Origin of the sequence: Flaviramulus sp. BrNp1-15 (assembly GCF_022259695.1) — a bacterium.
Lineage (GTDB): Bacteria > Bacteroidota > Bacteroidia > Flavobacteriales > Flavobacteriaceae > BrNp1-15.
Window position 1 is genome coordinate 1717003 of sequence record NZ_CP092099.1, and the last position, 19145, is coordinate 1736147.

18 protein-coding genes and 1 other RNA gene are annotated in these 19145 nt (G+C 30.8%); 12 read left to right on the top strand and 7 right to left on the bottom strand.

Annotation, left to right across the window (positions count from 1 at the left end):
- Positions 1 to 114: 114 nt before the first annotated feature.
- Together MBM09_RS07605 and MBM09_RS07610 are read right to left on the bottom strand one after the other, a co-directional pair.
- The gene (locus tag MBM09_RS07605; RefSeq protein ID WP_238676254.1) at positions 115 to 2637 is read right to left on the bottom strand and encodes a carboxypeptidase-like regulatory domain-containing protein; all 2523 of its coding nucleotides are present in this window, start codon (positions 2635 to 2637) and stop codon (positions 115 to 117) included.
- Entirely contained in the window at positions 2591 to 4276 is a 1686-nt protein-coding gene (locus tag MBM09_RS07610) for a M23 family metallopeptidase (protein ID WP_238676255.1), read from the bottom strand. The genes MBM09_RS07605 and MBM09_RS07610 overlap by 47 nt, the downstream gene beginning before the upstream one ends.
- A gap of 176 nt (positions 4277 to 4452) precedes the next feature.
- On the opposite strand from MBM09_RS07610, the gene MBM09_RS07615 reads away from it, so the two are divergent.
- From MBM09_RS07615 to rny, 4 genes are all read left to right on the top strand, one after another.
- Positions 4453 to 4743 carry a hypothetical protein gene (locus MBM09_RS07615; RefSeq protein WP_238676256.1) on the top strand — a complete coding sequence of 97 codons (291 nt, stop codon included), beginning with the start codon at positions 4453 to 4455 and terminating at the stop codon, positions 4741 to 4743.
- Positions 4744 to 4758: 15 nt separating this feature from the next.
- Positions 4759 to 5052 (top strand): cell division protein ZapA, encoded by a 294-nt coding sequence (locus MBM09_RS07620; RefSeq protein WP_238676257.1) that lies wholly within the window; start codon positions 4759 to 4761, stop codon positions 5050 to 5052.
- Between the two features lie 58 nt (positions 5053 to 5110).
- Positions 5111 to 5217, top strand: a non-coding RNA gene (gene ssrS, locus MBM09_RS07625) — 6S RNA.
- Between the two features lie 58 nt (positions 5218 to 5275).
- Positions 5276 to 6850 carry a ribonuclease Y gene (gene rny, locus MBM09_RS07630; protein WP_238676258.1) on the top strand — a complete coding sequence of 525 codons (1575 nt, stop codon included), beginning with the start codon at positions 5276 to 5278 and terminating at the stop codon, positions 6848 to 6850.
- Positions 6851 to 6888: 38 nt separating this feature from the next.
- Here the strand turns inward: rny and MBM09_RS07635 are convergent, their stop codons facing one another.
- Together MBM09_RS07635 and xerD are read right to left on the bottom strand one after the other, a co-directional pair.
- A complete protein-coding gene (locus MBM09_RS07635) occupies positions 6889 to 8055 on the bottom strand; it encodes a PAS domain-containing sensor histidine kinase (protein ID WP_238676259.1) in 1167 nt (388 codons plus the stop codon).
- A gap of 135 nt (positions 8056 to 8190) precedes the next feature.
- Positions 8191 to 9087 (bottom strand): site-specific tyrosine recombinase XerD, encoded by an 897-nt coding sequence (gene xerD, locus MBM09_RS07640; protein ID WP_238676260.1) that lies wholly within the window; start codon positions 9085 to 9087, stop codon positions 8191 to 8193.
- Between the two features lie 133 nt (positions 9088 to 9220).
- Here xerD and MBM09_RS07645 point away from each other — a divergent pair, with 133 nt between their 5' ends.
- From MBM09_RS07645 to MBM09_RS07660, 4 genes are all read left to right on the top strand, one after another.
- On the top strand, positions 9221 to 9820 hold the full coding sequence (locus MBM09_RS07645; protein ID WP_238676261.1) for a porin family protein: 600 nt from the start codon (positions 9221 to 9223) through the stop codon (positions 9818 to 9820).
- A 386-nt stretch (positions 9821 to 10206) separates the two neighbouring features.
- Positions 10207 to 10707 (top strand): outer membrane beta-barrel protein, encoded by a 501-nt coding sequence (locus MBM09_RS07650; protein ID WP_238676262.1) that lies wholly within the window; start codon positions 10207 to 10209, stop codon positions 10705 to 10707.
- Between the two features lie 80 nt (positions 10708 to 10787).
- Entirely contained in the window at positions 10788 to 11204 is a 417-nt protein-coding gene (aroQ, locus tag MBM09_RS07655) for a type II 3-dehydroquinate dehydratase (protein ID WP_238676263.1), read from the top strand.
- A 105-nt stretch (positions 11205 to 11309) separates the two neighbouring features.
- Positions 11310 to 11801, top strand: a complete 492-nt coding sequence (locus tag MBM09_RS07660; protein WP_238676264.1) for a hypothetical protein — start codon at positions 11310 to 11312, stop codon at positions 11799 to 11801.
- Positions 11802 to 11862: 61 nt separating this feature from the next.
- On the opposite strand, the gene lpdA is transcribed toward MBM09_RS07660, so the two are convergent.
- On the bottom strand, positions 11863 to 13239 hold the full coding sequence (gene lpdA / locus MBM09_RS07665) for a dihydrolipoyl dehydrogenase (RefSeq protein ID WP_238676265.1): 1377 nt from the start codon (positions 13237 to 13239) through the stop codon (positions 11863 to 11865).
- 117 nt (positions 13240 to 13356) lie between these two features.
- Here lpdA and MBM09_RS07670 point away from each other — a divergent pair, with 117 nt between their 5' ends.
- On the top strand, positions 13357 to 14640 hold the full coding sequence (locus tag MBM09_RS07670) for an NAD(P)/FAD-dependent oxidoreductase (protein WP_238676266.1): 1284 nt from the start codon (positions 13357 to 13359) through the stop codon (positions 14638 to 14640).
- 2 nt (positions 14641 to 14642) lie between these two features.
- Here the strand turns inward: MBM09_RS07670 and MBM09_RS07675 are convergent, their stop codons facing one another.
- Both MBM09_RS07675 and msrB read right to left on the bottom strand, forming a co-directional pair.
- The gene (locus tag MBM09_RS07675; RefSeq protein WP_238676267.1) at positions 14643 to 15194 is read right to left on the bottom strand and encodes a DUF1572 family protein; all 552 of its coding nucleotides are present in this window, start codon (positions 15192 to 15194) and stop codon (positions 14643 to 14645) included.
- Complete coding sequence (gene msrB / locus MBM09_RS07680) at positions 15195 to 15686, bottom strand: peptide-methionine (R)-S-oxide reductase MsrB (RefSeq protein WP_370569724.1); 492 nt, start codon at positions 15684 to 15686, stop codon at positions 15195 to 15197.
- Positions 15687 to 15912: 226 nt separating this feature from the next.
- On the opposite strand from msrB, the gene MBM09_RS07685 reads away from it, so the two are divergent.
- The 3 genes from MBM09_RS07685 (at position 15913) to MBM09_RS07695 (ending at position 19127) form a co-directional block, all read left to right on the top strand.
- Complete coding sequence (locus MBM09_RS07685) at positions 15913 to 16728, top strand: M48 family metallopeptidase (protein WP_238676268.1); 816 nt, start codon at positions 15913 to 15915, stop codon at positions 16726 to 16728.
- Positions 16729 to 16797: 69 nt separating this feature from the next.
- Positions 16798 to 18159, top strand: coding sequence for an MFS transporter (locus MBM09_RS07690; protein ID WP_238676269.1), 1362 nt, complete (start codon positions 16798 to 16800; stop codon positions 18157 to 18159).
- Between the two features lie 29 nt (positions 18160 to 18188).
- Positions 18189 to 19127, top strand: a complete 939-nt coding sequence (locus tag MBM09_RS07695; protein ID WP_238676270.1) for a DUF6252 family protein — start codon at positions 18189 to 18191, stop codon at positions 19125 to 19127.
- Positions 19128 to 19145 lie beyond the last annotated feature (18 nt).

Consider the following 19145-nt stretch of genomic DNA (forward strand, 5'->3'; position numbering starts at 1 on the left):
TTGATTATCAGTGGTTTGGTATTTTCAAATATAGAAAATACTATTTTACATGACCTGACTTATTTTGTCAAAAACTAGTAGTTTTTAAAGGAAAAAGTAAAATTTAACAAAAAATTAGAACTTCATAGTTGTTCTAATGTTAAAAACACGAGGCGTTAAGTAATTTGGAATCGCATATTGACGTTTGCTGTAAACATCTCTTACCCAAGTATTGGTAATAGAGTTTTGTACATCAAAAATATTGAAGATTTCAAACCCAAAAGAAAGTTCTTTAAAAGGTTTTTTCCAACCACTAGCAAATTGTTTTTTACCATCTACTAAAACAAATTGTAGACCTAAATCGGCACGTTTGTATGCAGGTAATCTATTTTGATATTCATAAGGGTCTGTATAACTAGGTGAGCCTCCTGGTAACCCAGTATTGTAAACCAGATTTAAATAAAGTTTTAGGTTAGGTACATTCGGAACATAATCTTGAAATAATGCAGCAAATTTTAAACGTTGGTCTGTAGGACGTGAAATATAACCTCTATTATCAATGTTTTCTTCAGTTTTTAAATAACCAAAACTAAACCATGATTCGGTTCCAGGTACAAACTCACCATTTAAACGCATATCTAAACCATAAGCATAAGCCGTTGCATTATTAGATGCGCGATACCGTATTCTAACATTTTCCAAAGTATAAGGATTTACATCGCTTAAATTCTTATAATATATTTCAGAAGTTAATTTAAAAGGTCTGTCCCACATTTTAAAACTATAATCATTACCTAAAACCAAGTGAAACGATTTTTGTGCTTTAACATTAGGCTGAACAACACCATTAGCATCACGTAATTCTCTATAAAAAGGTGGTTGATAATATAAACCTGTAGCTACTCTAAAGAGCATATCTTTTTCCCAATTGGGTTTTATGGCAAATTGAGCTCTTGGGCTAAAAACAGTTTGGTTAGATGATGAAATACCATCACCACTAACTGACCAATTGTGAACACGAACACCAGCGTTATACCAAACATCACTAGTTCCAATAGCAGAACGCTTACTCCACTGTGTATAGGCTTGTAATCTATTTATTTGTGTATTGTTTGTTGCTCTTACATTTTGAAACGGTTCTAATGGCCCACTGTAAGGTTCGTAAGGTTGTTCGTTTATTGGTGTTGTTCTTGGAGGACGAATTGAAAATCCAGCAGAATCTATAACTTCCCATTCTACCAAACGGTCTTTAATGTCTTCATTGGTGTATTTAACAGACCACTCAATTCTGTTATCATTAATTTTGAAATCCCCTTTGTGTTCAATATTTGTAATAAGTGCGTCTAAATCGTTTCTACCGTGATTTAACTGACTGCCTACACCTTCACTAAATTCTACTTCACCTAAATTTTCATCACCAATATTCGTGTTAACTTCCCCAAGTCTGTATTGTGCCAAAATATCAAAATACTCTTCTTCAGTAGTGTGATATGTTGATGTAATTAAATGTAGCGTTAAATCATCATTTACAAAATAAGAACCTTTAAATGCTCCAAATAAGGTTTGGTATCTGTCTTTTTCTTGACCGTCATAAAATACTAAAAGCGCAATAGGGTCTGATAAGGTTCCAAAATTGGTTTGTCGGGTTTGCGGCTCATAATTGTATTTATTCAGCGAGGCATTACCTAAAAAACTTAAATGAAATTTATTTGAAAATCTATAAGTAAAATACCCTTGTACATCAGCAAACGATGGTTTAAAATTTGTTTCGGTTTCTTTAGCATTAACTAATAAACTATTGTCACGGTAGCGTGCGCCAACTATACCCGAAAACTTAGAGTCTTTACTAATGTTCTCAACAGATAAGCTTCCACCAAGTAAACTTAAATCGGCATTAACTTCAAACTGATATGGGTTTTTATAAGTGATATCTAAAACTGAAGATAATTTATCACCATATTTAGCTTGAAATCCACCTGCTGAAAAATCTACGTTTTGAACAAGATTAGTATTTACAAAACTTAAACCTTCTTGTTGACCCGAACGTACCAAAAATGGGCGATATACTTGTATGTCGTTTACATAGACTAAATTTTCATCGTAGTTTCCACCTCGTACCGAGTATTGTGTGCTTAATTCATTATTATTACTAACTCCAGGAAGTGTTAAAAGCAGATTTTCTACACCAGCGTTTGCTCCAGGGATTTTTCTAATTGCTTCTGGATTTAAAGTTACAACACCTTCAACTTCTTTTCGTCTGTTGTTAGTTACAATTACAGTGGCTATTTGCTCAATAGAAGTACTCATTACAGGATTGAATTCGTACTCTTCCCCATTTTTTAAATTAAATGTACTTACTACTTTTTTATGGGAAATATGTGAAAACTCAACAGATACTTCAGTATTTGCTGGTATTGTTAAAATGTAAAAACCATTAGCGTTTGTTTGGGTTCCGCTGGTTTCAGTTTTAATATTTACATTTTCAATGGGTTTGTTATTTTCATCTAAAATAACACCTTTAACTTTTGCTGTTTGCGCATAAGTAAAATTAATAATGGCAAAAAACAGAAAGGTGGTTAGTAAGAGTTTTGCTTTCAAAAGGTTGTTTAGTTTATTTTCGATAAAATAACGCTTCAAAAGTAGAATTATTTCCAACATTATCGGTAACAATTACTTTTAAATTATTTTTGGTGTCGGTTATTATGCCATCATTAAAATCGTGTGTTAAGGTTTTAGTTTTGTAATCGTATTCCATTAAAACCCATTTTCCGTTTACAGTTGCTCTATAATTAGAAACTCCGGAATCTTCATCATCAATTTTTACTTTTAAATAACGGTATTTACTAAGCCATTGCCCGTCTTTAAAATTATTAGCTGTTATTGTTGGTGCAATACTATCAGTAGCTAAAGCATAAGTGCCTAGTTTTTTTGTATTTGCAGTTAAGGTGGTTTCTTTTCTTTTGGTGTAAGTATAAGAAGGGTGTTTTTTGTAACCTACTAATCTTGCTATATATAATTTACTTCTGTCTTCACTTGAATACTTGCTAACATCATAACTAATAGTGAAGTTTTTCATAGCAGGAATAACATCTTCATGTAATAACAAAGTATCATTCTTAACTTCAAAATCTATATAAAAATCTTCATAAAACGTATTCTTATAAAAATTGACGCTAACGTTACCTTCATTTAAATTTGTGGTTTGGTCTGCTTTAATTAGATAAGGCGTTGTTTTTTTTATTTTGGGTTCTAAAATATCATTTTTAGTTCCTTTAATATTGATAGTTATCCAAGATTCGTTGTTTTTATAATCGGCAACTCTAATTTTATAAACAGAGTTAGTGCTATCTTCAACTTTTAAAAAACCATCATTTATATGCTCTTTATAAAGACTTAAAGGGCTATTTTTTTTAAATAACTTTTGAATACGTTCTTTGTTATTTGAATAATGCTCATAATCTATAAGCTGATTGATATGTTTGGTTTCATCAAAAGAGAAACGCTTAAAATCTATTTCAAAATTTCTGCTACCATTAACAAAAGTTTGAATATTATAAACACCATTTGAATTTGCTGCTAAATCTTGTCTGTCTATGGTTACTATACCAAAACCTATATCGCCTATAGCATCAATACTTTCAACGGTATAATCACCATTTTTAAGAGGAATTAGTCTTAGTTTTTGCTTGTCGTTACTATTATTAACAAAAGATTTTTCATTTAAAGGATATGCGTAAATAGATCTAACAATAGGATTTGAAGTGTCTTTTATATCAATTCCAAAAAGCATAGGATTCATAGGGCGTTCCTGTTTATCACGAATTTCATAATGTAAATGTGGACCACCAGAACCACCAGAATTACCACTATAAGCCACTACACTGTCTTTTAAAACAGGTAAGCTTTCTGCATTTGGAAAGAGTTCAATTTCATAAGATTCTTCTTCATATTGTCGCTTTTTTACATAAGCTTCAATCTCCGGAGCAAATTTTTGTAAGTGTGCATAAACTGTTGTGTATCCGTTGGGATGCGTTATGTATAAAGCTTTACCATAACCATAATGTGAAACTTTAATACGACTTACAAACCCACTAGCCGAAGCTTTTACCTTTAATCCTCTACGTTGTTGTGTTTTTATGTCTAAACCAGAATGAAAATGATTAGAGCGCAACTCTGCAAATGTTCCTGCAAGTACTAGAGGAATTTCTAAAGGATTACTAAAATAATCTTGAGGATAATTATTTTGGGCATTTGTAAATAATGAAAAAACTAGAAAAAGGGACAGTATTAATCGCATATGCATGTATTAGGCTAAAATATTAATTTGATATGAATATGCAAAGTATATTGCAAAAATCAATCCATTGTTTTAAGTATATGAACTAAAGAAATGATTTTAAAATTTTATGAAAAAACAATTGTAATTTATAGCTAGGTATGTTAACTTTGTGAGATAAGTATTGAAATTTGTAAATGAGTAATATTGAAGATATTGTAGATTCTTTAGAAAACAAAATTAGTAAAGTATTACACAAACTAGAGCTTTTAAAGCTTGCTAATTTGAAATTGAATGAAGAATTAGAAGTCTCAAAGCAAGAAATTCAAACCCAAAAAAAGCATATTGATGCTTGGGAAGAAAAATACGAAGCTCTTAAAATGGCAAATTCAATACTTGGTAGTGACGATAATAAAAGAGAAACTAAGCTTAAAATAAACGCATTAATACGAGAAATAGACCATTGTATTGGTCAGCTTTCAGATTAAAGCAACATAAATTCAATGTCAGAAAAGCTTAAAATAAAGCTATCTATAGCAAATAGAGTATATCCTTTAACAATTGAAGCAAATCAAGAAGAAGGATTGCGTAAAGCGGCTAAGAATATTGAATTTATGATTAAACAATTTGAGCAAAGTTATTCTGTTAGAGATAAACAAGATGTACTAGCCATGTGTGCTTTACAATTTGCCTCTCAAGTAGAACAGAAGTCTATTGATAAAGCGAATGTAAATGAACATGTAGAAGAAAAGCTGAATGCTTTAAATGATTTGTTACATTCACATTTAATCTCTTAAAACGTTCTTTAAAATAAACTAAAAAGTTACTGCCTGCATTGGTTATTTTTTTTGATAAACTCAACGTTAATTCTTTAAAAAGGGTGAGTTTAAGTTGTAAAAGCAAGCTGCCTTGAGCAGATCCTTGATCAGCTTGTTAGCCCTAAACTTGTTTTTAAGGAGTTTATACAAAACTTTATACTGGTGCAGGCTTTTTTATATACATAAATCAACTAATTAAACGATGGATAACTCAATCATATTTGCAGTAGGCGGTGTTGTTTTAGGGCTAATAATTGGCTTTATTATAGCAAAAACACTCGAAAAGAATAACGCTTCAAAGCTTGTTAAAGAAGCAAAAAAAAGTGCAGCATTAATACTAAAACAGGCTAACAGTGAGGGAGAAAGTATTAAGAAAGACAAAATACTTCAGGCTAAAGAAAAATTTATAGAACTTAAAGGAGAGCATGAAAAAGTAATCTTATCTCGGGATAAGAAAATGGCAGAAGCCGAAAAAAGAACTCGTGATAAAGAGTCACAGATTTCTGGAGAGCTTTCTAAAAATAAAAAACTTAATGAAAGTCTTGAAAGTAAAATAAAAGACTATAATTACAGACTTGATGTACTTGATAAGAAACAAGAGGAAATAGATAAACTACATAAAAATCAAGTACAACAATTAGAAGTAATTTCTAGTCTCTCTGCAGAAGAAGCTAAAGAACAATTAGTAGAATCTTTAAAAGGTGAAGCAAAGAATGATGCTATGGCATATATACAAAGTTCTTTAGAAGAAGCAAAATTAACTGCTGAACAAGACGCGAAAAAGATTATAATAAACACTATTCAGCGTATTGGGACAGAAGAAGCTGTAGATAACTGTGTGTCTGTTTTTAATATTGAATCAGATGATGTTAAAGGACGAATCATTGGTAGAGAAGGACGAAATATTCGTGCTATAGAAGCTGCTACAGGAGTAGAAATTATAGTTGATGATACTCCAGAAGCAATCATTTTATCATGTTTTGATTCTGTTAGACGTGAAATTGCTCGTTTATCATTACACAAGCTAGTTACCGATGGTAGAATACATCCAGCACGTATAGAAGAAATAGTTAAAAAGACTAAAAAGCAAATTGAGCAGGAAATTATTGAAGTAGGTAAGCGTACCGTAATAGATTTAGGTATTCATAATTTACACCCTGAGCTTATTAAAATGGTGGGAAGAATGAAGTACCGTTCTTCTTACGGACAGAACTTATTACAACACTCGCGTGAAGTTGCTAAACTTTGTGGTGTAATGGCTGCAGAGTTAGGATTAAACCCAAAATTAGCAAAACGAGCAGGGTTATTACACGATATAGGTAAAGTGCCAGATGCTGAGGCAGATATGGAAACTCCACATGCGATATTAGGTATGCAGTGGGCAGAAAAATATAATGAAAAAGATGAAGTATGTAATGCTATTGGTGCTCACCACGATGAAATAGAAATGAAATCGTTATTAGCTCCAATCATTCAAGTTTGTGACGCTATTTCTGGAGCAAGACCAGGTGCAAGACGTCAAGTTTTAGATAGTTATATTCAGCGTTTAAAAGATTTAGAAGATATTGCTTTCGGATTTAATGGTGTTAAAAAAGCATATGCTATTCAAGCAGGTAGAGAGCTTAGAGTTATTGTTGAAAGTGAAAAGGTAGATGACCAAAAAGCAGCAGATTTATCTTTTAATATTTCTCAAAAAGTACAAACAGATATGACTTATCCGGGTCAGGTAAAGGTTACTGTTATTAGAGAAACAAGAGCTGTAAATATTGCTAAGTAAATAGTAAATAAACATAAACTAAGTAAAAAAATCCAGTTTTAAGCTGGATTTTTTTTGTTTGGTATTGTTATGGTGAACGTGGTTCCTACATTTACTTCACTGTCAAGAGTAATCTCACCACCGTAGGTCTCAATTTGATTTTTTATTAAGTACAAGCCAACACCTTCAGAGTTTTTATTGTTATGAAATGTTTTGTAAAGCCCAAAAACAGAATCTCCAAACTTATCTAAGTTAATACCTATACCATTGTCAGATACTATTACTTTAATGTAGTCTTCAGTTAAGATGGCATCAACATTCACTTTAGGGTCTCTTTCCGGGTGTTTGTATTTGATAGCATTAGTCAATAAATTTTGAATAATGCTTTCCATGTACGTAGGATTATAATAAATATATAGTTTGGGGTCTATATTAATATTTATTATAGCATTACTTTCTGTAATAACAACCTTTAGCATTTCTAAAATTTTATTAGCTTCTTTAGCTAAATAAAGCTTCTCAATTTTAGTGGCTTTGTTATTTTGTATGGAAACAATTTCATTTAAATTACTAATTGTTTTTGTTAGCGAAGCGGATAAAGTTTTTAAATACTCTATTAACTCTTGTTTTTCAGCTTCAGTTTTTGCTTCCTCATAAAAATCAAGTAAACTTTCAAAATTACCTGCATGTTGTTTCAAATTATGTGTAACAATATGGGCAAAGTTTTTAAGTTTATTATTTTGTTTACTTACAAGGTTAAGAGTATTGGATAATTTTTTTTCACTTTCAACATGGCTTGTTATATCTACATGAGTACCAATAAAGCGAATGGGTTTTCCATTTGTGTCCCATTTTATAATTTTTCCTTTATCTAAAATCCATTTGTAAGAACCATCTTTACATTTAACTCTATGTTCATTAATATAAAGTGGTTTTAACCCATTTATATGATCTTGATAATCTTTAAAGTATTTCTCTTTATCCTCTGGGTGTACCCTGTTATTCCAATCATCTATATTCTTACCAAAAGTGTTATCATTTTCATAACCTATAATTCGTTTGGATGACTCAGAAAAGTAAACTTTATTTTTTAGAGCATCGAAATCCCATACGCCAATATTAGAAATATCTACAGCTTCTTGCCATTTTATATTTACATCAAGGTTCTCAGAATGATTTTTTTCGCTTACTTCAGACTTTAATAGGCTCGTAACCTTTTTAAGCATTCTGCTAAGATAGTTTTGGGGTTTCAATTGTATTTTTGATAAAAAAAATTATTTGTGTAAAGACTTACAAAAATACCTTTTAATCATTTAAATTAAAAATTTAAACAGAAAAAGAATAGAAAAATTTGATGCTTTTTAACTTCTAGGATGAAATTTCTCAACCACTTTAGTTAAATGACTTTTGTCTAAATGAACGTAAATTTCTGTTGTAGTAATACTTTCATGCCCTAGCATTAATTGTATGGATCTTAAATCTGCATTATTTTGTAATAGGTGAGTGGCAAACGAGTGTCTAAATGTATGAGGAGAAATATTTTTTTTAAGCCCAATTTTTTCAGCTAATTGTTTAATTATAGTAAAAATCATAGCTCTGGTTAATTGTTTACCACGTCGGTTTAAAAATAAAGTATCTTCAAAACCAGCTTGAATTTTTAAATGATTTCTTATTTCACTTTTGTAAATATTGATGTATTTCTGCGTAATGTCAACAATTGGTACAAAACGTTGTTTATCCCCTTTACCAGTAACTTTTATAAAACCTTCATCAAAAAATAAATCTGATATTTTTAAATTAATTAACTCACTAACACGTAAGCCACAACCGTATAAGGTTTCTAGCATTGCTCTATTGCGTTCACCTTCTGGTTTACTTAAATCTATAGCTTTTATGATATTATCAATTTCTTGTTCTGATAAAGTATCTGGAAGTTTTCGTCCTATTTTTGGGGATTCAATAAGCTCCAGAGGGTTATCTGCTCTATAATCTTCGAATACTAAATAACTAAAAAAGCTTCTTAAGCCTGAAATTATTCTAGATTGAGATCTAGGGTTTACAGTTTTTGCAACGTCGTAAATAAATTGTTGAATAATTTCTGATGATATTGTAATTGGAGAAAAGTTTATATTATTTACTTCTAAATATGAAATTAATTTTTTTATATCTAAGGCATAATTATCAATAGAGTTTTTAGATAAACCTCTTTCAATTTTTAAGTATAGTTGATAATCTTTAAGTGCGTTTTGCCATTTCATAAGGAGTAAAAATAACTTATTATTTAATGTGAATAAAAAAATAATAAGATGATGAAAATCATTTCCAGTTAGTTTATAATTATATAAATTTTTAAATTATTTAAAAGCTATTAATCAATTAAAACAAATAATAATGAAAAAATTAATTTTATTTATTGCAGTAATTGCAATAACTGGTTTAACACAGACTTTTTCACAAGATATAAATTTTGGAGCTAAAGCAGGTGTGAATTTTTGTGATATTACAGGCGATGATACTGATAGTTTTGATGGTAGAACGACTTTCCATATAGGGTTAGTTGCTGAGATTATGATTACAGATGTATTTGCTTTCCAGCCAGAAATATTATATTCAGCTCAAGGATCAGATTGGGAAGAAGCTTTTGAAGGTGAAACATATCAAGGCACAGTTAAGGTAGATTATTTAAATATTCCTTTAATGGCAAAATATTATGTTGTAGAAGGATTTAGTGTTGAGGCTGGTCCTCAAATAGGTTTTTTATTATCTGCTAACAATGAAGAAGAAGGATTTGACGATGAAGACATAAAAGATGATTTAAAAGGAATTGATTTTGGAATTAATTTCGGGTTGGGTTACAAGCTTGATGGTGGTTTGAATTTTGGAGCGCGTTATATTATTGGTTTAACAGATGTAAATGATAATCCTGAAAATTTAGGTAACTCTGATTATAAAAATAGTGTTATTCAAATCAGTGTTGGTTACTTTTTTTAATCTAAAACTAATTAAATGTATTGAAACCGAAGTAGAAATACTTCGGTTTTTATATTACATTACTTCAAACCAATAATTTTGATATTAATTAACTATTATAAATAAAATTTTGAATCAGTTTTCTATCTATTGAGACTGGAAACACTTATTCATTTAAGTAAGATATTTTTAAAATCTAAGGCAATAATTATTTATTAAGTTTTGACATAAACTACATTCAATTTTTAAATAAAGTTGATAATCCTTAAGCTTAATTTGCAATTTCATATATTTTTTATCGTTAAAAAGCATTTTTTATCGATAAAATACAATAAAAAATCAAAAATTTCTTGTTAATGAAATTTTTTAATATTACGTTTGTTTTAACTTTTAAAACCAATTAAATTATGAAAAAATTATTTTTATTATCAATTATTGCAGTATTAGGAATGACTACTGTTAATGCACAAGGCAATTTAAATGCTGGTGTTAATTTAGGTTTACCAATAGGAGACGCTGGTGATGGATGGACATTTAATGTAACTTTGGATGTTAACTATTTGTGGGAAGTAGGAGAAAACTTTGATGCTGGTGTCGCTACCGGATATTCTCATTCTTTTGGAGATTCTATTGATGTTCCTGGATTCGGAAGTGTGGACATTGATGATGCTCAGTTTTTACCTATTGCTGGTGCAGCTCGCTTTGGAATTTCGGATAAATTCACTTTAGGAGCAGATTTAGGTTATGCTTTAGGAATCAATGATGGTAATGATGGAGGTTTTTATTATGCACCAAGAGTTCAGTATGGAGTATCAGAATCTTTAGACATAGTTTTATCTTACCGAGGTGTAAGTCTTGACGGTGGATCTTTTGATGTTATAAACTTAGGTATACAATTCGGTTTATAACCTATTATATATTTAATTAAAATTTTAAGAGCTAATGAATATTAGCTCTTTTTTATTGCCTTATTTTATATATTTACTATATGAAAAAACTAATCATCATCAACGGACCAAATTTAAACTTACTAGGAAAGCGAGAGCCAGAAATTTATGGGAACTTAACTTTTGAAGATTATTTAAAACAGGTTAAAAGTAAATTTTCTAATATAGAGATTGAATATTATCAATCTAATATTGAAGGTGAAATTATTGATAAGTTACATGAAGTTGGTTTTAGTTATGACGGCGTTATTTTAAATGCTGGTGCCTATACACATACATCTATTGGAATAGGTGATGCTATAAAAGGTATTGAAACACCTGTTGTAGAACTACATATTTCTAATACTTTTTCTAGAGAAGAGTTTAGGCATCAATCTTATATTTCACCTAATGCTAAAGGTGTAATTTTAGGTTTTGGCATGCAGAGTTATGAATTGGCTATTCAGAGTTTTTTGTAATTTTTTCCAGAATTAACTTTTATTTAAATATTATTTAAACTTTTATTGTGAGAATTTATAACAATTAAGATTAACTTTAGTTAATTATTTCTAATAACATCTGTTATGAATTTAAAAATCACTTTTGTTTTTATAATTTCAAATATCACTTTTATTATTTCACAAGAAAACCAAGAAGTTAAATCTTTTGGTTTTACCGATGATGTTAGAATTGAATATGACTCCCCAAGAAGTTTTATTAATTACTATTCTGAATATTCAATTGATGAACATTGGTTTTTAAGATTTGAAATACAGAAAAGAACATATTACAGTTTAACTGGTAGCCAGAGTCTTCTAGAATATCCACTAATAGTAAAGTATAATTTTAATAATAAATTTAGTGTTTTATTTGGACCAAAAATTGATGTTTTTTTGAAAGATGCAGACATTGAAGATACTTGGTTTTCATTAACTTCAGGCGCACAATTTAATTTAAACAAGACAGTATTGATAGAAGGCAGGGTTAATACTAGTATGGGTAATGAATTAAATTCTACTAATTTTAATTTAGGAGATGGAGTTACTTATAAATTAGGGACAAGATTTAAATTTTGAATAAAAAAAAGACGATTTATTAAATCGTCTTTTTTTTATTCGAATTTATTTTTTAATAAATCTATATATGAATACACTCATCATAAGCATCAGCAACAGCTTCCATAACGGCTTCACTCATGGTTGGGTGAGGGTGAACTGCTTTTAATACTTCGTGTCCTGTAGTTTCTAATTTTCTACCTAACACAGCTTCAGCAATCATATCTGTAACAGTAGCACCAATCATATGGCAACCTAACCACTCTCCATATTTAGCATCAAAGATTACTTTTACAAAACCATCTTTATTTCCACCTGCACTTGCTTTACCAGATGCTGAGAATGGGAATTTACCAACTTTAATGTCGTAACCTTTTTCTTTGGCTTGTTTTTCAGTTAAACCAACTGAAGCAATTTCTGGTGTACAATAGGTACAACCTGGAATGTTTCCATAATCTAAAGCTTCAACATGTTGTCCTGCTAGTTTTTCTACACAAAGAATCCCTTCTGCAGAAGCTACATGCGCTAATGCTTGACCAGGAGTAACATCACCAATAGCATAATAACCGGGAATGTTAGTTTGATAAAAATCATTTACAATAATTTTATCTCTGTCTACAACAATACCAACATCTTCTAAACCAATATTTTCAATATTAGATTTTATACCAACAGCACTTAAAACGATGTCTGCTTCTAAAACTTCTTCGCCTTTTTTGGTTTTTACAGTTGCTTTAACACCTTTTCCAGATGTGTCAACACTAGTAACTTCGGCGGAAGTCATAATTTTAATTCCGTTTTTCTTAAAAGAACGCTCTAATTGTTTAGATACATCTTCGTCTTCAACAGGAACAATATTTGGTAAATATTCTACTATAGTAACTTCAGTTCCCATAGAATTATAGAAATAAGCAAACTCAACACCAATTGCTCCAGAACCAACCACAATCATTTTTTTTGGTTGCTTTGGTAAACTCATAGCTTCTCTATAACCAATAACTTTTTTACCATCTTGCGGTAAACTAGGCAACTCACGAGAGCGAGCTCCGGTTGCAATTATAATATTGTTTGCACTATATTCGGTCCCATCAACGTCAATTTTTTTACCTGGTTTAAGTTTACCGTAGCCATTTATAACGTCAATTTTGTTTTTCTTCATTAAAAATTGAACACCTTTACTCATACCATCTGCAACACCACGACTACGTTTTACAACAGCATCAAAATCATAATCTGCATCCTTAACTTTTAAGCCATAATCTTCGGCATGTTTAAGATATTCAAATACTTGAGCAGATTTTAATAAGGCTTTTGTAGGGATACATCCCCAATTCAAACAAATACCACCTAAACTTTCTTTTTCAATAATTGCGGTTTTGAAACCCAATTGAGATGCTCTAATAGCAGCAACATAACCACCTGGACCACTTCCAAGAACAATAATATCGTATTTACTCATGTCAATTCTTTAATCGTTATTTGAAGCTACGAATTTACAAAACCAAAATTGAATAAAGAATTTAGAACGCTTTAAATTTGCATCTTTATATTACCTTTGCGTCGCAAGTATTTATTTATGAATATACCCAGAACAAGTTTTCCTAGAGTTGTTATAATAGGAGGTGGATTTGCAGGAGTAGCCTTAGCAAAAAAACTATCGAAACAAGAAGTACAAGTTGTACTTTTAGACAAGAATAATTATCACACATTTCAACCCTTACTTTATCAAGTATCAACAGGAGGATTAGAACCCGATTCTATTGCGTATCCTATCAGAAAAATATTAAAAGACTTTCCTAATTTTTATTTCAGACTTGCAAACGTAAGTGAAATTGATGCAGAGAATAATAAAGTGATTACAAATATTGGTAAACTTAAGTTTGATTATTTAGTGGTTGCTTCAGGCTCTGAAACCAATTTTTTTGGTAATTCTGAAATAGAAAAACATAGTATGGCAATGAAAACCATACCGCAATCTTTAAATTTAAGAAGCTTGATTCTTGAAAATTTTGAAGACGCGTTGTTAACTTCCAATATAGATGAACGTAATGCACTTATGAATTTTGTAATTGTTGGTGGCGGACCAACAGGAGTAGAGCTTGCTGGAGCATTAGCAGAAATTAAAAAAGGCATTTTACCAAAAGATTACCCAGATTTAGATACGCGTATGGCACAAATTCATATCGTGCAATCTAGTGATTGTATTTTGAAAGGTATGAGTGAAAACGCTTCTAAAAAAGCTGAAGATTTTCTAGAAAAGTTAGGTGTGAACATTTGGAAAAATGTTAGAGTAACTAATTATGATGGAAAAACAGTAACTACTAACACCGACTTAACATTTGAAACAGCAACAGTAGTTTGGGCAGCAGGTGTAAAAGGAGCTACTATTAAAGGTTTAGATGCTGAAGAATTTGTAACCAGAGGAAATAGACTTTTTGTTAATGAATTTAATCAGGTTAAGGGTTTTAAACACATTTTTGCTATAGGTGATATTGCATGTATGGCAAACGATGAATTTCCTAATGGACTACCAATGATGGCGCAACCTGCTATTCAACAAGGTGAGCAATTGGGCGACAATATTTTGGAGTTAATTGAGGATAAAACTATGAAACCTTTTGCTTATAAAGATAAAGGAGCTATGGCAACCATTGGAAGAAATAAAGCTGTAGTAGACTTAAAACGTTTTAAGTTTCAAGGTATTTTTGCTTGGTACGTTTGGATGTTTGTACACTTGTTTTTCTTGATAGGTTTTCGAAATAGAATGGTGGTTTTTGTAAATTGGGTATATAATTATATTCGTTTTGATAGAGAAGCACGATTAATTATTCGTCCGTTTAAAAAGAATCATAAAATTTAGTATTACAAATCGTCTGTAAAATGGCGGCGACCTTTTTCGTTACTAAATTTTTCTTCGTTATACTTTAACGAATCGCCTTTAGGAATAGAAAGTGATTCCCAGTTTTCACCTTTTAAAAGTTTTCCTAAAAAAACTATTTGTCCAATGTGGTAAGAGTAATGCGCTAATTGCCTGTTTATAGCTTCTGTAACCGTATGTCCTTGATTTCTAATGTAAATTATTTGTTCTAAATCGGTTTCAGTTAAAGGTTTTATTGCGTCAAACAAACATTTCCAGCCACTTTCCCAAGATGCAATAATTTCTTCTTTAGAATTATAATTGTCAATAAATTCTAAATCTCTGTTCCTCCATTCTTTTTCACCATCTTCACTTAAAAAATTGGTCCATCTGCTTAACATATTACCAACCAAATGTTTTACAATTATTGCAACACTATTTTCATCCTTCTTACTTTGCCATTGTATTTCGCTAAAGGAAAGTTGAGAGAATGTTTTGTCTCCTAAAGATTTATAATATTCAAACTGTTTAATAATACTGGTGAGATAGCTAGTCATTTAATCTTCTTTTGGTATAAATTTTAGTGCCACCCCATTAATACAGTGACGTTTACCAGTTGTTTCTCTTGGACCATCATTAAAAACATGCCCTAAATGCCCGCCACAAGTAGCACAGTGTTCTTCTGTTCTGGCATAACCTAAATCATAATCTGTAGAAAAGGCTACATTACCTTCAATTTCTCTATCAAAACTTGGCCATCCACTGCCAGAATCAAACTTGTGTTCACTTTTAAAAAGCGGTGTGTTGCATGCTTTACAAACGTAAATTCCATCATCGTAATTTTTATTAAAAGGACTGGAGAAACGTCGTTCTGTACCTGCTTTTCTTAGTACATAAAACTCTGTATCAGTTAGTTGAGCTTTCCATTCAGCCTCAGTTTTAGAGACTTTAAATGATTCTTCTATTTTTTTAGATTGTTTTTGGGCTTTTGAATTACAACTAAAAAACAACGACAAAATAAATAATAATAGAAATTTGTTAATATGCATGGTAAAGAGTTTATTTCAAATCAGTCGACAATTAATTGAAAACTTAACAAAAAGATTTATATTAAAATGTTCTGATATAAGATAAATATAAAATGAAATGTGCTAATTTATAATTAAAAAATATTTTAGTTTTACAATCATGTGACCAAGAAGTGTATATTGTGTCATAAATATTAAAGGTATGATTTTTGTATTTTTATAATTAATTAAAATAAAATTTATAACAATGAAACTGAATAAAGTAATACTAACTTTTGGAATAGCATTAATAATTATATCATGTGCTACAAATCCATTCACAGGAAAGAAAACAATGGCTTTAGTGCCAAATTCTCAATTGTTTCCAACTGCTTTTGCTCAATACGATCAGTTTTTAACTGAAAACAAAGTTGTAAAAGGGACTAAGGATGCTGAAATGATAACTAGAGTAGGACAACGTATTGCTGTTGCAGCAGAACGTTGGTTAAATGCAAACGGACATCAAGGTTATCTTAATGATTACAAATGGGAGTATAATTTAGTTGACGATAAAACAGTAAATGCTTGGTGTATGCCTGGTGGAAAAATTGTTTTTTATACAGGTATTTTGCCAATTGCAAATGGAGAAACAGGTGTTGCGGCTATTATGGGCCATGAAGTAGCACATGCTTTAGCGAATCATGGTCAGCAACGTATGAGTGCTGCTTATGTTCAACAAGGTTTAGCTATAGCTGGAAACATTGCCATAAAAGATGATCAATCTAGAAATGCTTTTAACCAATATTATGGAGTTGGATCTAATGTATTAGGTATGTTGCCATTTAGCAGAAGTCATGAAACAGAAGCTGATAAAATTGGATTATACTTAATGGCGATTGCAGGATATAACCCAGCTGAAGCTGCTGAGTTATGGAAACGTATGAAAGCTAATAGTGGCGGACAAGCACCACCAGAAATTTTAAGCACGCATCCATCAAACGATTCTCGTATTGCGAACCTTACAGCTTTAGCGCCTAGAGCAAAAGAAGAAGCGAAGAAATTTGGAGTAACAACATTTAGATAATACTTTGTTATCGTTCAAATAAAAATATTTGATTACTTTAGAAGCTGCCAATAAAAGGCAGCTTTTTTTATGGTAAAACTTGAAAAAGGAAGTAAAAAACTTCTTAATGCATGGGCATTCTACGATTGGGCTAACTCAGTTTATACGCTTACCATAGCATCCTCTATATTTCCAATATTTTATTCAGCTTTATTTATTTCACAGGCCACAGAAGTTAAAACGGTTTGGGCTTTTGGTTTTGAATTTAAAAGTACTGCCTTAATAACACTTGTTACAGCATTTACCTTTTTGGTAGTTGCTTTTACTTCTCCAATTCTTTCTGGTATAGCAGATTATGTTGGAAACAAGAAAAACTTTATGAAGTTTTTCTGTTATGTTGGAAGCTTAGGTTGCATTGGTTTGTATTGGTTTGATATTACTCCAGATAAAATTCACCTAAGTTTATTATTTTACTTTATGGGTTTAATAGGCTATTGGGGGAGCTTGGTATTCTATAACTCATATTTGCCAGATATTGCTTTTCCAGAACAGCAAGATAATGTAAGTGCAAAAGGTTTTTCATTAGGTTATGTTGGTAGTGTTCTTTTGTTAATCATTAATCTTGTAATGGTCATGTATCCCCAATTATTTGGATTTGACATAGGGACAACAGAAGCCGAAAAAGATGCTGCTTCATTTGAAGCTATGAAAATTTCATTTATTACTGTTGGAATCTGGTGGGCATTGTTTAGTCAATATTCATTTTACTATTTACCAAAAGGCACTTCATCTGGTCATAAAGTTACAAGAGCTGTTGTTTTTAACGGCTTAAAAGAATTACAACAGGTTTGGAAACAGTTAAAACAAAACTTAAGATTAAAACGTTATTTGTATGCGTTTTTTGTATTTAGTATGGCGGTACAAACCATTATGCTAGTTGCAGTCTATTTTGGTGAAGAAGAAATTGCTTGGGGTAGTGCCAATGAAAAAACTATGGGTTTAATTATAAGTATTCTGGTTATTCAATTGGTTGCAATTGTTGGAGCTATTTTAACGTCCAGAGCCTCCGCTAAATTTGGAAATATAAAAACCTTAATAGTTGTAAATGCTATATGGATGAGTTTGTGTTTCTACGCCTATTTTATGGAAACACCACTTCAATTTTATATTGCTGCAGGATTTGTTGGTCTAGTAATGGGTGGTGTACAATCACTAGCAAGATCTACATATTCAAAGTTTTTACCAGAGACCGATGATACTACATCTTATTTTAGTTTTTATGATGTAGCCGAAAAAATAGGTATTGTTATAGGAATGGTAATTTTTGCCACTATTGACCAAATAACAGGAACTATGCGTAATGCTATTCTGTTTTTATTTATTTTCTTTTTGTTTGGTATAATTTTATTATTCAGAGTTCCAAAAGAAGTATCAAAAACCAAGACCAATTAATGTTTTTCAAAATAACTAATCAACACACAATGAATTTATCCAAATTTTTTTTACCAGCCACCATTTTACTATTAACTTGTTTTATTACATCGTGTAATATTGAACCTTTTGAAGATATAGATGCTGAAAATGTCTCTGAAGAAACAGAAGAACCTGAAACAAATGTTGAACCAGGTGCATTTAAAGTAGATTTTGATGATAACACATTTAATGCTGATGTTGTTTCTGCAACTCTATTAGACAATGTTATAAATATTAGTGGTATTAAAACTTCAAATCAGGAGTTTTTTGCTTTAACACTTTTTGCTAATACAACAGGAACATATCAATTAGGTGTTACAGAAAACGACGTAGAGACCAATAGTGTAGCTTACAATAATCCATTAGCTGGTGAAGTTTGGGTTTCTGTAATAGATTTTGTAACTCCTCAAGGGGAAGTAACCATAACAGAAATTGACGAAGTTAACAAAACAATTTCTGGGACTTTTTCTTTTACAGGATATAACACGTCTCAAGTATCTAAAGCATTTACAAATGGGGTTTTTAGTAAAATATCGTATTCAACTGATGTACCATCTAGTGGTAATGATAATTCTTTTTTCGCAAAGGTAGATGGAGAAGAGTTTGTTGAAGATGGAATAGAAGGTGCTTTATTAAGTATCCCAGGAACACCTTCTATCATTACTATTAGTGCGACTAAAAATAGTTTAGAAACTATAAGTATATCTGTTAATTCTGATATTACGGATGGAACCTATGATTTTTCAACGTTTGATCCACCTATGGGACAATACAATTTATCGCTGACTGAAAGCGCTGTATCAGACAATGGAACTTTAACAATTACGTCTCATGATGTAACTAATAAAAGAATTATTGGGACTTTTAATTTTAATGCAAGTTCGCTTCTTGGTGGAGGTGGTAGTTATGAAATTACCGAAGGAAGTTTTGATGTCACATATAATTAAATTAAAAAGCCACTCATT

Coding starts and splice junctions, on each gene's coding strand:
- MBM09_RS07695 (WP_238676270.1), top strand. CDS start 18,189: ATGAATTTATCCAAATTTTTTTTACCAGCCACCATTTTACTATTAACT.
- msrB (WP_370569724.1), bottom strand. CDS start 15,686: ATGCATATTAACAAATTTCTATTATTATTTATTTTGTCGTTGTTTTTT.
- MBM09_RS07610 (WP_238676255.1), bottom strand. CDS start 4,276: ATGCGATTAATACTGTCCCTTTTTCTAGTTTTTTCATTATTTACAAAT.
- xerD (WP_238676260.1), bottom strand. CDS start 9,087: ATGAAATGGCAAAACGCACTTAAAGATTATCAACTATACTTAAAAATT.
- MBM09_RS07650 (WP_238676262.1), top strand. CDS start 10,207: ATGAAAAAATTATTTTTATTATCAATTATTGCAGTATTAGGAATGACT.
- MBM09_RS07670 (WP_238676266.1), top strand. CDS start 13,357: ATGAATATACCCAGAACAAGTTTTCCTAGAGTTGTTATAATAGGAGGT.
- MBM09_RS07660 (WP_238676264.1), top strand. CDS start 11,310: ATGAATTTAAAAATCACTTTTGTTTTTATAATTTCAAATATCACTTTT.
- MBM09_RS07675 (WP_238676267.1), bottom strand. CDS start 15,194: ATGACTAGCTATCTCACCAGTATTATTAAACAGTTTGAATATTATAAA.
- MBM09_RS07615 (WP_238676256.1), top strand. CDS start 4,453: ATGAGTAATATTGAAGATATTGTAGATTCTTTAGAAAACAAAATTAGT.
- aroQ (WP_238676263.1), top strand. CDS start 10,788: ATGAAAAAACTAATCATCATCAACGGACCAAATTTAAACTTACTAGGA.
- MBM09_RS07635 (WP_238676259.1), bottom strand. CDS start 8,055: ATGCTTAAAAAGGTTACGAGCCTATTAAAGTCTGAAGTAAGCGAAAAA.
- MBM09_RS07645 (WP_238676261.1), top strand. CDS start 9,221: ATGAAAAAATTAATTTTATTTATTGCAGTAATTGCAATAACTGGTTTA.
- MBM09_RS07620 (WP_238676257.1), top strand. CDS start 4,759: ATGTCAGAAAAGCTTAAAATAAAGCTATCTATAGCAAATAGAGTATAT.
- lpdA (WP_238676265.1), bottom strand. CDS start 13,239: ATGAGTAAATACGATATTATTGTTCTTGGAAGTGGTCCAGGTGGTTAT.
- MBM09_RS07605 (WP_238676254.1), bottom strand. CDS start 2,637: ATGTTGGAAATAATTCTACTTTTGAAGCGTTATTTTATCGAAAATAAA.
- MBM09_RS07685 (WP_238676268.1), top strand. CDS start 15,913: ATGAAACTGAATAAAGTAATACTAACTTTTGGAATAGCATTAATAATT.
- rny (WP_238676258.1), top strand. CDS start 5,276: ATGGATAACTCAATCATATTTGCAGTAGGCGGTGTTGTTTTAGGGCTA.
- MBM09_RS07690 (WP_238676269.1), top strand. CDS start 16,798: ATGGTAAAACTTGAAAAAGGAAGTAAAAAACTTCTTAATGCATGGGCA.